Annotated in this window: 13 protein-coding genes; 5 read left to right on the top strand and 8 right to left on the bottom strand. The window is 36.4% G+C overall.

Going from position 1 to position 13779, the window contains the following annotated elements:
• Window positions 1-403 precede the first annotated feature (403 nt).
• Window positions 404-1660 carry an IS110 family transposase gene (locus L655_RS0111905; protein WP_024605117.1) on the top strand — a complete coding sequence of 419 codons (1257 nt, stop codon included), beginning with the start codon at window positions 404-406 and terminating at the stop codon, window positions 1658-1660.
• Between the two features lie 51 nt (window positions 1661-1711).
• Here L655_RS0111905 and L655_RS0111900 read toward each other — a convergent pair whose 3' ends face one another.
• Both L655_RS0111900 and L655_RS0111895 read right to left on the bottom strand, forming a co-directional pair.
• Window positions 1712-2224, bottom strand: coding sequence for a hypothetical protein (locus L655_RS0111900; RefSeq protein ID WP_024605116.1), 513 nt, complete (start codon window positions 2222-2224; stop codon window positions 1712-1714).
• 3 nt (window positions 2225-2227) lie between these two features.
• Entirely contained in the window at window positions 2228-2812 is a 585-nt protein-coding gene (locus tag L655_RS0111895; RefSeq protein ID WP_024605115.1) for an SHOCT domain-containing protein, read from the bottom strand.
• A 243-nt stretch (window positions 2813-3055) separates the two neighbouring features.
• Here L655_RS0111895 and L655_RS0111885 point away from each other — a divergent pair, with 243 nt between their 5' ends.
• Window positions 3056-3592: an antitoxin Xre/MbcA/ParS toxin-binding domain-containing protein gene (locus L655_RS0111885; protein ID WP_241764481.1), complete on the top strand. Its 537-nt coding sequence runs from the start codon at window positions 3056-3058 to the stop codon at window positions 3590-3592.
• 295 nt (window positions 3593-3887) lie between these two features.
• Here L655_RS0111885 and cas6f read toward each other — a convergent pair whose 3' ends face one another.
• Genes cas6f through L655_RS0111865 form a run of 4 tightly spaced genes read right to left on the bottom strand, consistent with a single transcriptional unit; the run spans window position 3888 to window position 8754 of the window.
• On the bottom strand, window positions 3888-4493 hold the full coding sequence (gene cas6f, locus L655_RS0111880; RefSeq protein WP_024605113.1) for a type I-F CRISPR-associated endoribonuclease Cas6/Csy4: 606 nt from the start codon (window positions 4491-4493) through the stop codon (window positions 3888-3890).
• Window positions 4490-5518 carry a type I-F CRISPR-associated protein Csy3 gene (gene csy3, locus L655_RS0111875; protein WP_024605112.1) on the bottom strand — a complete coding sequence of 343 codons (1029 nt, stop codon included), beginning with the start codon at window positions 5516-5518 and terminating at the stop codon, window positions 4490-4492. Before csy3 ends, cas6f begins: the two co-directional genes overlap by 4 nt.
• Window positions 5518-7569, bottom strand: coding sequence for a type I-F CRISPR-associated protein Csy2 (locus tag L655_RS0111870; RefSeq protein WP_024605111.1), 2052 nt, complete (start codon window positions 7567-7569; stop codon window positions 5518-5520). Before L655_RS0111870 ends, csy3 begins: the two co-directional genes overlap by 1 nt.
• 3 nt (window positions 7570-7572) lie before the next feature.
• Window positions 7573-8754: a TniQ family protein gene (locus L655_RS0111865; RefSeq protein WP_024605110.1), complete on the bottom strand. Its 1182-nt coding sequence runs from the start codon at window positions 8752-8754 to the stop codon at window positions 7573-7575.
• A 211-nt stretch (window positions 8755-8965) separates the two neighbouring features.
• Here L655_RS0111865 and L655_RS0111860 point away from each other — a divergent pair, with 211 nt between their 5' ends.
• Window positions 8966-9244, top strand: coding sequence for a hypothetical protein (locus tag L655_RS0111860; RefSeq protein WP_024605109.1), 279 nt, complete (start codon window positions 8966-8968; stop codon window positions 9242-9244).
• 13 nt (window positions 9245-9257) lie between these two features.
• Window positions 9258-9911: a site-specific DNA-methyltransferase gene (locus L655_RS0111855; protein WP_024605108.1), complete on the top strand. Its 654-nt coding sequence runs from the start codon at window positions 9258-9260 to the stop codon at window positions 9909-9911.
• Window positions 9912-9915: 4 nt separating this feature from the next.
• Here L655_RS0111855 and L655_RS0111850 read toward each other — a convergent pair whose 3' ends face one another.
• Window positions 9916-11724, bottom strand: coding sequence for an AAA family ATPase (locus tag L655_RS0111850; RefSeq protein ID WP_024605107.1), 1809 nt, complete (start codon window positions 11722-11724; stop codon window positions 9916-9918).
• Between the two features lie 9 nt (window positions 11725-11733).
• Complete coding sequence (locus tag L655_RS0111845) at window positions 11734-12039, bottom strand: helix-turn-helix transcriptional regulator (protein WP_024605106.1); 306 nt, start codon at window positions 12037-12039, stop codon at window positions 11734-11736.
• A gap of 141 nt (window positions 12040-12180) precedes the next feature.
• Between L655_RS0111845 and L655_RS0111840 the strand changes: the two genes are divergently transcribed.
• Window positions 12181-13770, top strand: a complete 1590-nt coding sequence (locus L655_RS0111840; RefSeq protein WP_024605105.1) for a hypothetical protein — start codon at window positions 12181-12183, stop codon at window positions 13768-13770.
• Window positions 13771-13779 lie beyond the last annotated feature (9 nt).

The raw sequence follows: 13779 nt of genomic DNA, 5'->3' as shown, positions 1-13779 counted from the left end.
TGTTGTTTGAAGTATAAGTTGACATAAGAACATACGTTTCTACTGGGCTACAGCGCCATAGGTGGAGTGTAACTTGGCATAAAATTGAAGTGTATAATGGCATAAAGTTACCAAATATAGGCTTTATGAGGTCAATCCCATAAAAATACTGCCAAGTTTAGTTGGCTGCTATGTGCCAACTATAGTCTTTGAACCTTAATAATCTATACTTTGAATTGTTGAGGTTATGTGCTCTTTACTTACGAATATTGTGCCATCATCATTTAATGATCACCGCTTTTCTTTCGAAGTATTGAGTTACTTTACTCAAAACGAATACTCAGGGCTTGCCTTACAAACGCTGTCTATATTTCTTTCGAAGAGTAAAGAATGCATAACAAATTTCAATAATCGGAGATTTGGCATGAATACTAAAAATGATAACTTTTCTGCATATGTTGGCCTTGATTGGGCTGATAAAAAACATGATATTTGTGTGCAGGTTAAAGACGAAGAGTCTCGGGCGTTCAGCGTAATTTCTCACTCACCTGAATCAATTCATGATTGGGTTGAGGGATTACATAAAAAAGTAAAAGGCAATATTGCTGTTGCAGTTGAGTTAAATAAAGGACCTATAGTATATGCCTTGCAAAAATATAGCTTTGTTACAGTTTATCCTATTCATGGATTAACCCTTGCTCGATACAGACAAGCTATGTTTCCTAGCGGTTCAAAAGATGATCCTTCAGACGCTGAATTAGCATTAGATATGATGCTCAATTATCCAAAGAAGATTACCCCCCTCAAACCAAGCAGCGAGAAAACAAGAGCATTAGCCCTCCTTGTCGAACAACGTCGATTACTTGTAGACGACAAACGTAGGCATGCGAACCGAATCATTAATGCTCTAAAGCAATATTATACACAGCCCTTAGAGTGGTTTTCACACAGAGATACAGAGCTATTTTGTAATTTTCTAATTAAATTCCCAAACTTAAATGAATTAAAACGCGTTAGAACAAATACAGTTGCCAAACTATTAAACTCCAGAGGAGGGCCCACTGTTAAGAAGACCCCAGAACGCATTGCATCTATAAAGGAGGCAATTCCTCTTACTAACGACGAATCTTTAATTATACCTTATCAAACGTTTGTCATGGCATTGGCCAAACAGATGTTGGTATTAATTAACAATATTCGAGAGTATGACTCACAAATAAACTCAATTTTTACCAGTATGGATGACGCCTCAATATTTGCTTCACTTCCCGGTACAGGCCCTTGCCTTGCTCCTAGGCTTTTAGCTGCTTTAGGGGAAGATAAATCTCGTTTTAGTAGCGCACAAGAAATACAAAACTATGCAGGCTTATCGCCAGTTACAGAGCGTAGTGGTCAAAAGAGCTGGGTACATTGGCGCTGGCAATGTTCTAAATTTGTCCGTCAGAGCTTTATAGAGTGGGCTTCCAAAAGCGTAGCGCAGTCTTATTGGGCGGGCATTTATTACGCACAGCAAAAAGCGAAAGGTAATTCACACCAATCGGCAATAAGAGCGTTGGCCTATAAATGGGTAAGGATCTTATTTAGGTGCTGGAAAACAGGGAAAGCTTATGATGAATCAAAATATTTAAAAGCACTAAAAGAGAAAGGTTCTCCTCTTTTAGTGGTAGAAAAAGCTTGTTGAATGCCTCAGGGCGTGAAGCGGACAGTCGTAACCATAGTCACTTGTTATATTTCAATTGTATCTGTCCATGAATAGATCTGAATACTTGCGCCAAATAGGAAGTAAATTTTCAAAATCCAATTTATTATTGGAGACTTGAACCGTTAAACCACCAAGGTTTTTCTTATCGTTAAGCACTTTGTTTTGGTTTTTCCAATGATTTTCAAGATGCTGGGGCTTCTTTGGAGTAGGATATCTTCCATCCCAAATAATATATTCTGATAGAACATTTAAAATTCCATTTTCTTCTTTGGACGTTGTGAAGTTTGCGGTTTTTGACAATGACACTAAGTCATGGGTAGCCCCGAAACTAACGCCTGCGCCTACACAATGCGCTTTGAAAAGAAGCTCTAAGGACATTCCCATTAACATTTTGTACGTTGACCAGCAGTTTATCTCTAACTCTCTTTCTTTTTGCATTGCTTTCCATAGAGTGCGAGCTGACACCAAAAGGTCATGTGATTTGTTATGCCAGTAAGCTGGTGTTTCTTGGCGTAGTTCGGATTGCTTGTTGTAAAGATCCATTTTTCAATTTCGCTTCAAAAGCTTAGTTCTAGCCTCGTTAAATTCCTCTTCAGAGATGTGACCATCTTCTTTGAGCTTCGCCCATTTTGTTAATTCATCTGCCACAGAGTATTGCTTTAACTTTTCTCCTTTGATTATGTCTACCTCTGACTGATTTGTTGATTCATTGCATGACTTTGGTTTTGTTGAAAATATTCCATTAACCTCTACCCATTCTCTGTGCCTATTCATGGGGGAGTAAAATAAAACCTGAACCACAATCAAATAAGCAAAAGCAATTCCAGCGAACATTAATGAAATAAAGAACTCATCATCGTAAAACCAGCTATCCTCCGCACTGAAATACTTATTGCCCCAATAAATCGAACTCAGAGCGCAACCAATGAGAGCTAACCATGCATAGCCCTTAAAATTTTTGACTGCAGTATCAATGCTGGAGAAGTCTTGATTCTTCTTCATCATATATATGCCAAAGCCCAAAAATATGGCAGGAATAATGCCGAAAAGAAACACTATCGAAGGGGCCATCAAAAGCGAAAAAATAAGCAGCTTACCTTGGTCGCCACTACTCATAGGTTGATTTTGCAATGTACACTCCTTTTGAAATATAATTTAATAGTGCGCTCGTCGCGCATATTTCTACCGACACCACGCTCATTTATCTACTTTATATAGTTTTAACAAATTACCTAAGGCATTACTATCACTAAGTTTTCTAAATTTTTTAGGTAAAGTTAAACGAATCAATATGCGCGCAGCGCTCATTTTCATGAATATATGCGCAAAAAGTAGTTTGACCAATCAATTAACGACTATATTTAGCCAATATCAATGATTGGTTATCGCTCTAATCCGACTATCAGCTGGATAACAGAAGTGCTATTATTAAATATAACTTTTCTTGGCTTTGAGGTATGTATGCCTAGTGATATTCAACCTAGTGCTAATCATAAATTTGTAGATATACTCAGCAATGGAAAAGTTAATTTAAGCTCAAACCCTTTAGATGAAATTGAATTAATTCAGCGTGGTTTAGATTTAAAGAGTGTTGAGAAGTTTAGGCTTCAGTTAGGTTGGGATATTCAATCCTTTGCTAAAGCAATTGGTACAAATATTAGAACTTTGGAACGTCATAAAAAAGAGTACACACGTTTAAATGCAACTTTGAGTGAAAATACCTTTGAGTTAGCTCATCTAGCATCAGCTTGTATTGATTACTTTGAAAATATTGAACGATGGAATAAATGGCTAAATACGTACTCCTTACAATTTAGCTCTAAAACACCTTTAACATTTGTAAATACAATTGCTGGTAGAAGGTTAATTAGGAACGTTATAAATAGCCTTAAATACGGTTATAACGCTTAAAAACACCCCAGCATTTGCTGGGGTCTCTCTATTTAGCCTCTGCCTTTTCGGCAGTTAAAAGTCACAAGTTGTGGTTGTTTACTTCCTGGCCTAATTTCAGCTGCCTACTCGGCAGTTCACACTGGTCGCCCGAGTCTAATCGATTGCCTTAAATTTCCAGCTGCCTACTCGGCAGTTCACTATTAAAAATAGTTTAAATTTCTATAAATACCAAACTGTTAAACGAATTTAAATTATTTACCCTTATTTTTAATTAACCTGATAACCCATTGAAAATAAGAAGAGTATTTTATGACTACTGAAAAATGGGATTCAAAGAAGGAACCGTACCTAGAAATGTTTGATTTGTAGCAAAGCCATAATTGTTAAAGTGATTATTTATGGGTTCAGGTTTTTCGACTTTTTGTACATGCAAAACATAACTTTGACCATTGCCTTTGCTTGATACGGGTATTGAATGAAAGTGGCCTATGGCTTTTTCCTCAAATTTATATTCAGGGTTGTAAACCTCGCCTCTAGCTTCAGCTCGCTTTTTAGCGCGTTTCAATCGTCTTTGCTTTTCACCAACAAATGCTTTGGCTACTGATTGGTTGCGAACAAACATGACTTCGCTTTGATTTACTGGTACTTCGAGTATTTTTGATAAGCCAAATAACTTATCATGAGCCATCATCTCAAAATAGCTTTGCTGAGATAGGTTGGTTAATTGCTTTTTATCTGTCGATACAAACGCTAATTCATTACCTATAGTTTGCTCATTCCATTTAGGAAAGCACACACCAATATTACTTATCTCGCGTGAACTCATAAACCCATGCAAAATACCAATGCAACGCCCAGCAAGGAGGCTTACATCACAATTTTTAGGTAAATAAGTAATAGTAAAATAATAGCGTTTCAAGCTTTACTCCTTTGGAACAAGCCACCTTTAATTAGCACTGCCGCAATAAAGTGAACTGCGTTTGATTCTTCATTTTGCGCCAAACCATGTCTTTCCATGTGCTTAATATGCATGGCAATGCGCGGGAGTAATGAATAAAAGTCTGAATGGGTCTTAGGTGTTCTGTGTGCAACTAATATTTGCTTATCTGCACCATACTCATGAGTGCGCAAAGGTTTGTAGCCTCCCTCATACCAATCATCGATAGTTTGGATAGCAGCCCCTACTTTTTGTGAGTTTAAACTTGCTGCTTTTTTATCGCCGACTTGAGTATATGCAAGTTGTTTAGATGACATACCCTGTTCAACAGTATCTACAAACTTTTGACTAGGGTGAACTTCTTGGCTAAATGCATTTTTAATTTTTGCGGTTATATCTAAGTAACAATAATTTTGAGGATTGCTAAGCCCTTCTTGAATAGCTTCTGACAACGTTAATAATGCTGTTTGATTATTTTGCCAATTGCCTTGCCATTTTAGTTTTTGTGCACCTTCAACAATAATTGGAGCTGCGTGCTCAGTGAGGATTTCAATATCAACATTTGGTGATTGGCGGTTGCGCCAAAGCCAATTGGCCATCAGTATATTTTTAGCGTAACGGGTAGCAACTTCATTAAGGCCATTGTGCTTTTTATAGGTTTCAAAAAACCGTTTTAACCAATAAATAACTTTAGGGTCATCACAAACATGTGGTTCATTGCTATTAGCCTCAACCCTGAGTGAAAAACGGCAAAATAGCTCATTTACTGTTGGAGGCACGTAGCACACATCAATTGTTTGTGGGTTACCAAAAGCGAGATCTTGTGGCGCTAAATTTTTAGCCACATTTTGCTTTTGATACGCATCGCCAAACCCTGACTTTTGCCCAACTAATTTATTTTGCTCTATTTGTAGCGGTTCAAAATCTGATTCCGGTGTTTTATAAAAAAATACCGCTTTACTGGGTGAGAGCGAACGCGTGTAACTTAAGTGCCGAGGTAATTGCATTATTCATACTCAAACTTAGACTTTTTCATAAGCATAGACTCTTTTTGAACATCCATAACCCAAAATGCGTCATGAAAGAACTGCTTAGCGCCTGCGTACTTTACTGATGTATTGCTAACACACTCTAACAACCCGATTACGGGCTCAGCATAACAATGGTATTCATGTAAGGCTGCATCTCGCTTTACGGGTTCTTCAAGCGCAGCAAAGCCAATTGCAGCGGGTCTTAAATTAAAGTTACCGTTAAGGGCATCAATCAATTGTTCAAAACTTTTGACTACTTTTTTTGAAGGGTACAACCAACTACCATTTAACGATTTTGCCTTCATATTTTTAAACAGCTCATTCGGTTTAGTATGTAAATGGCACCAGTCTATATTTTGATACAACGAAGGTGGATGCATAGTGCCGCCTGCAAACGTAGATGGTAGTGCGGGCTTTATAAGCTGACTATTTAACTTATTAAGCACCTCTTTATTTGGTACAAAAAGCCTAAATATTAAATCGAGTGTTATATCGCATTTAGGTTTATCAATAATACCTGACCTTATTACATGACTACGCCCTGCAACTTGTTTTAACTTACTTGGCTCAGGTAATGGTTTACCTGTATGTAGTTGATAGCTTTCAATGTAAATAGCACTGCCAATACACTTAATTGAAGGGTCTATAAAGTTTTTTAGCTTACGCTCAAAGTTATGAGCAAGCCCATTTAAAGCAGTAAGTGACGGCATGCCTTGAATATACGGGTTAGCCATTGCCTCAGCATCAAACACTCGCATATCTTGGCAATGTACATACACTATCTGCTCATCATTTAATGTTTCTTGTTCAGCAGTGCAATGAGTAAACACATAGTTTAGCTGAATTTTAAACAGCCCCATTAAATTAGGTTGATATGCAAAGCGTTTGAGCTTACTTAAAGTACCAAGGCTCTCATTTAATACGTTACTAAATTGGCTAATACAGTTAGTAATACTCTGATCTAAGTAATGCTTTGCCCACTCAGGGTAAGCTTGCTCTTGAGCGTTATTTTTAGCTTCCAGAATGTTATCCAGCCATAACTGCAAGCTAACACGTACTTGCCTAATAGCCGCTACTCGCGCTAATCGCTTTTGCCTTAACGTATTAAACTGTTTAATACCAACCAATACCAAAAGCGCATGCTGAAATTGACTACTTAATAGTGCACGAATTTTAAATTTTTTCTCAATATCATTATTAGCTACTTTAGAGCGGTTAACAGCCTTAGAATATGTTTTAGGAAAGTAACGAAGCACTCTAATATTACCGCCTACTGAGCTTGCTAAATCGCCAACATTAGCAGGTCTTGAGTGCTCAACTAAGCCAAAGTTTAACTTACGACCTGTTGTTAATTGCTGAATTTTAGCTAGCATTGCGTGGCTTACTACAGGCGTAACCGCAAGGTAGCTTTGCTGGAATGGCATTTGTAATTGTGGTGAAAAAGAGCTTACTTCTAATGGGAGCTCTGCCACTGGCAAAAGCTGTTTTATTTTGCCTGCGATGTCTAAAACCGCCTTTTTAGTAAACCCGTATTTTCTTATTAAATTAATCCAAACAGGCTCTTCAGCTATTAGTAACTTTGCTAAACAAGTTACTTCACCTTGCCAAATAAATGAGGTTAAAAATAGCTTTGCATGATTAATTTCAGCACTGTTGTGCGACCAGCCAAAACTTAAAGGTAATGACCGGCTACAAATACCCGCAATATCTTCACTTACTACCTTACTAATTAAACGCTGATGGCTTACTCGTATATCAGGGTATTTTAAATTATGGGTATGAAACCATTTAACTTCGTTAATGCACTTATTCAATAACACTTGATCGCGCAATACTCTTTTAGCAGTTCTTACACTTGTTAAATCATCAATCTCACTTCGCTTATAAACAAGATTAATGAGCACAACGAGAGCTTGTTCTTCAAAGCCATCTACCGCAACATGAGGCGTGTATGGAGCAAACAACTTTCTAAGTGCTGTGGTTTTTTCTTTTAGTGATTCAATTGCAAATGCATCTTGTAAGTTCATAAGTTACCACGGCGCTATAAATTGTTTTTTTGTTTGAGGCTTTTCAGCTGCAAATGCTTGCTGTAGTTCAATTACTTGGCGTAAATAAAAAACATGGCTATCAGCTCTGAGCTGTTCGTGCTTTTTTTGTGGGTAAGCGCAGTTTAAAAAGCCTTCTTGATGAAGCCTATAAATCTGCTCTGTGGTGGTGTTTAATAATACTGCTGTATCAAAAGTACAAAGCAGTAAGTCAGCAATATTTGGATGTTTAGTTTTAGGGTTATTATCAACTAATTCGACAAAGTAATTAATAATCTCATCAAGAACTTTGTTTTTACGGTTAGTTGTTGCGGCTATTTGAGCATCACGGATCACATTGCCATATACAGAGTTGAACTTAGTTTTATTAAAAGGGTTAAGTTGCTTAAGCCGCGCATTGTTTGTGAGTAAATCTAATTCAGCGTTAAAGCTATCAGGCCAAGTACTAAAGTAATCAACAAAGGTACGGTTAAAGTCAGCATCGCTTACATCAAGTTGCTTAACCTTCGCAAACCACGATATCAACCCCACTATTTTATGGCTGTTACTACCTGCAAGCGCAGATGCAATTTTAAAGTCTGCATCGTTTAACTGTTCACTACTGGTTGGTTTATAACCACAACCACAAGTGCACTCTAAAAACGTCTCAGAAGCTCTGTAATCAATTGAGTCATCGCATTCCTTACAATGCATAGTTAATTGTGCTTTATGCTTATGGCACGCTTTATAGGGCTTTAAGTGCCAATAAAAAGGAATATAGGAAGATTCAGACAAGCATTTAATGCAAACAGGTATGTTATCAGTACGAAGTAGCTCAAGGGGAATAGCCAGTTCATTTCGACTTACTGCGGCAAGGTTGCCAAATTTAAAATTACTGCGCCGCCATGCAAGCGAAAGAATATTACCAGCGTTTACATCTGCTAATTGGGCTACTAACTTAAGCGCTCTTATTCTAAAGCTGCTCGCTTGCCTAGCATGATAAACATCAACCTTAGTCAGCTCCAACGGCAACGCACCTTCAAGTTCATGATCTTGTTCTGCAAGCCATTGCCACAAAATATCAGCAAGCTCACTATAGCCATCGTATGAGTTATCCCTTGCAAGCCTGAGTAAATAGCTTTCAAGCGCCTCATCAGGATAAGGTTTTGTTTGAACTAAAAAATGCATCGCCAACCTAAACTAAGAAAATCTTAGTTTAGGTTTAGGCTAAATAAATTAGATAGTCAAAAATAATTATCGTTAAATCATTCGTACTTCACAAAAGTACAATATCTGATACTGTAGAGAGCGTTACGGCATTTCTAAAGGATGTATTAATAGCCAGTAACATAAAAAACTCAAATTTAAAAATACAAAGCTAACTTATAAGGAGATTCTTATGGCTTGTAACTGCTGTGGCAAAGCTTTAAATAGCGGCATGGTTCAAAAGAAAGATTCATCAACCGGTCAAAAGTTTAAATCATGCCCTCATTGTTCAGACGCTAATAGTTCTGAACATATATTCCATCCATATCCGGCTTCTTTTGGTATTACTCCTGCTCGTAAAACGGCTCGCAACCCTGATGGATATCAAAGCTATTGCATTGATTGTCGACGATTAAAAAAGGGCGTTGCTTCGAAAGCTTTTCACAATGGCCGCTTGTGCTGCACACTTTAACTAAAGAGATTTAATGCAAGTACATAAAGATGATGCGGTAAATTGGTTATCAACACTTTCAACCGAAAGTGTTGATCTTTTAATTACTGATCCACCCTACGAATCATTAGAAAAACATCGAAAAATAGGAACCACCACTCGCTTAAAAGTAAGTAAATCGTCAAGTAATCAGTGGTTCGACATATTCCCAAATAATCGCTTTGAAGAACTACTAATTGAAATTTACAGAGTGCTGAAAAAAGGTTCGCATTTTTATCTATTCTGCGATCAGGAAACAATGTTTTATATTAAGCCAATAGCTGAAAACGTAGGTTTCAAGTTTTGGAAGCCAATAATTTGGGATAAAGTGACTATTGGAATGGGCTATCATTACAGAGCTAGACACGAATATATTCTTTTTTTCGAGAAAGGTAAGCGCAAGTTAAATGATCTAAGCGTTCCAGATATCCTCACATGTAAAAGAGTATACAGGGGCTACCCTACTGAAAAGCCAGTTAAGTTAATTGAAACACTCATCTCGCAAAGCAGTAATGAAAATGAACTCGTCGTTGATCCTTTTTTTGGCTCAGGAGCTACTTTAGTAGCAGCCAATAACTTAAATCGACAAGCTGTTGGATGTGATATTTCAGAATCTGCTCACTTACATCTAAAAGATCGAATCACATAAGCAGTTATTGATTATGTGATTCAATAAAATCCCAGACCGTTTCACATAGCGAAGTTAGCTCTGGCGTTAACTTCCAATCATCAGACTCATTCATTAGTGAAATTGCAGTATGACAAAATTTAACTTTGTCTTTAATTGTACCTGATTTGTCAGAATAGAATTTCCGTTCAAGTCCATCAGCTTTGTCGACATAGCGCTCTAATACTTCACCAATACCATACCTATTAGATTTAAATAGCTCTTCCTTCATATTTTCAAATCTATCGATATTACTATCAGTTCTCTGTTTAAAAGTTCCCCATCTAGCTTTAGCAGTATCAATCAAAATACCAAAGGGTATAAAGTTTTCAATTTCCTTATAGTCAAGTAAATAAAATGCATCACCCAAAGCTCCCCTTAAGCTTTTAACACGCTCACCTTTACCATCGATATCTGCGTCAGCTATTAGTAAGATATTTCTGCTGAGTCTTTTAGCGGGGGTTTCACTTCCATCATTTTCAACATCATCACTGAAATCCCAGTGAGTTATATTACTGCCTTGGTACTCTGTAAAAACAAAATGAAGATTTTCATGATAACTTTTCAGCTTACTTTTCTTATCTTCATCTTCGAGCTCTTCTATGTACTTATTTAGATAGGCTCGCAAGTATAGCTTATCAGTAACGCCTTCCACCCAAATTGAACAATTAGCAAGAAGTACCGACGATGCTCGTACACCAAGCTCATTTAGTAACTCACCATAATCAAGGGAAGCTTGGACTTTACTCTCCCCATTTATTCTTGAAACTTGTTGAATTGAAATATCGTTACGCTCTTGTGCTAAATCTAAAAAGTGGTTTGAGTGAGTAGTCATAAAAAACATATGTTCTTTATGCTTTGCAAATGTTTCAATCAACGTTCTCTGAAGTCCAGCGTGTAAAAAGTGTTCTGGTTCTTCTATAAAAAACATCGTCGGTTTTTCAGCCATGAACACTTTAAACGTCAAGATGATTATTGACTGTATGCCATCGCCTAAATCGTAGATAGCTCGATCTTCATCCTCACCTTCTTTAACATAAACAACATCCTTCTTTACCATCGGAACCAGAGAGATATCATTGCCAAAAAAGAAGTTTTCAGAAAGATATTTTTCAAACTCTCGTACTTTTTGCCGTTTGTCGTGAGAGCCTAACAGATGGGTTTTCAAATCTTCATACATACTATGACCAGTAAATATTTCTGCATCTTTTAGTTCTGGAGGAAAATAATCATCTATAGTTCGAGACTTAAAAAGATCCTCTGGGGATACTTGTCTCAAACTTCTCAGAGTAGGGATATACACTTTAGGCCATTTTCTTGTTTGATATTCAGTCACAAGTTTTTCAACTGACATACCAAAGTTTTTATCTATCCATTTAATTAAAATGTCTCGAAAGCCTTTTTCATCATTTGATGAGCTATGACTAGGGTCGTATTTTGAGGCCGAACGCAAAGCTGCTATGAAAGTTTCAAAATTATTTGGCTGGCTTTTAATTTTTTTTAGACAGTCTCTAAGCTTAACTTCATGAAAATTATTTAATCTATTAAATGGCGAATACCCACTTGAAAGTTTTTCTAGGTAGTCTAGGAACTCATTAGCCACAACATTTATGTTTACATCTGAAATGTCATAAGTCCATCCCTTTTGCTCATCCTTAAAAAGCTCTCTCAGCTTTCTACTTTTACCAGAGTTATTAGGCCCAATAAAAAAATTTATTTGACGGGTACTTTCCAATAGCCAAAACTTATCATCAATTTTTCCGATTCTTTCTATTAAATTTGTATTGATATCCATATTGACCCACTATTTTTGGTTCTCAGCTAAAGTCCCTAGTAATTCTTTTTGCTGTTTTTCTGTAAGCGTACCGAGTACACATATAAGCTCTGCTAAAGTATCTTCTTCACAGTAAAAGTAAGCTACTGGCACATCTAGCTCTTTAGCAATGCGTTTCATGGTTAAAAAGTCAGGGGCATGTTTGCCTTTTTCGTATTGGTTCATGCGAGCACTAGCCGTATTTGGCTCCATTCCTAATGCCATACCAAGCTGTTGCTGAGTAAGGCCAGCTGCTTTTCTTGCAGATTTTAGGCGTGAAGGTGTTGGAGTTTCCATGTGAACCTTAGCTATAAAAAACATCTTGCTAAGATTCTCTTAGTATCTAACCCATAAGTGTACTAAGGATATTTTAGTTTTTAAATATACACTTAATTAGTAATGTCTTAAACTATACATTTATGAGTTAAAAGGGATTTTATGCTTGTTTTTGCTAGCGATGCTTCGGGTAAGATTGTTTCAATAAATAATGTCAAAAATGGTAAAGCATGTAATTGCTTTTGTATCGCATGTAATGACCCTCTAATTGCACGCAATGGCGGCACTATAAATGCTCATTCATTTGCTCATACTACAAAAGAAGAGTCTAGAACATGCTTAATGACCGCTTTGCATCAGTACGCTCAAGAATATTTTTTAACGGCTAAAACAATAAACCTTCCAGAAATTACTATTTATCATAGAGGTTACAGTAAAACTGAACCTAGTAGAAAAGCCTTAATTAACTCTGCAAAACTTGAATATAGCATTCATAACAAATACATCGCCGATGTGAAGTTAGAAACTGATGTCGGTGATTTATTAGTTGAAATTAAGGTAACATCGCCTTGCTCAGCAGAGAAAATTAACTTTTATCGTGAAGAAAAGCTCGCTTCCTTAGAGTATGATTTATCAGTTTATATTGATTCGGATTATGCTGATGTAAATTGTGCTCTTAAGCATAATGATGATACGTCTAATTGGTTATTTGGTTGGTGTGAGGATCAATTAAAAGAAGAGATTAATCAAAAAGTTGAACTCAATCAAATAGAAATGAATAAAAAAATTCGACAACAAATTGAAGAGTCAAGAAAACAAGCTCTACGTAAATTTGATAACTTAAAAAAGCGACAACGATTAAAAATACCCAGCCACAACATTGGATTTAACCATAATATCAATGGTAAAAATTACGATTTATCTGCCCAAGTAGTAAAAAGTAAAAGTATACATTTTAAAGAAGTTTTACTTGAAGCAGAGCATGAACATTTTTTACTATTGAAATGCGTAGCTCTTAATAACTCTAATCAAGAACGAGTGTTAAATGTTGCCCTTTTATTTCAACATGATACCCCCGATATCCTCAAAAAAGAATCAGGCCAAATCATCGTAGGTCGAATAAAAAAATCAAAACGATTTAAGTTCGAATGGCTTAACTTTACACCACCAGACTCGGCTTTCGAAAGAGCCAAATTTATAGCAATTGCTGAAAAAGAAGAACAACTAAAAAAGTATAAGTTTATAGAGCACGTAACAAACTATGCTGACGTTTATGCATTAGAGCAAGATAGATATTTTTCAAATGATTACCCAAAATGGAAAATCTGGCTTGCTTCACAAAGCGATATGGCTTCCAACGAAAATTTTAATGTTAAAAAACCCAAGTATCCGGCTTTATTAAAAACAAATAATACACACCCTCAACTTTGGATGTTTGATCGCTGGTATATATTAATATTTAGTAAGTTAGCAGAGTTTATTGACAGCTATCCAATCAATACCCCCATAGATACAAAATACATATTTGAGCTACTAAAAAACGAATTTCCACTTTCCCATAATTACAATCTCTTTGTCGAGCAAGCAGAGAAAATGAATGTTTCAGGTAAATTAGAGCACTTACTAAAGCCTGAAAGCATTATAAATACTTGCTTATCATTTTTTGAGGAAAAGTTGGCAGTAGTAAAAGAATCCAATTATTTTATACGCAAGTACGATTTGAAAATACAAATACTACCTGCAAAAAATTAAATTATGGAA

This window comes from Pseudoalteromonas sp. TAE79, from assembly GCF_000498015.1.
Lineage (GTDB): Bacteria > Pseudomonadota > Gammaproteobacteria > Enterobacterales > Alteromonadaceae > Pseudoalteromonas.
The sequence above is the reverse complement of the archived record's forward strand: the minus strand, read 5'-3'. Positions and strand labels throughout refer to the sequence as shown.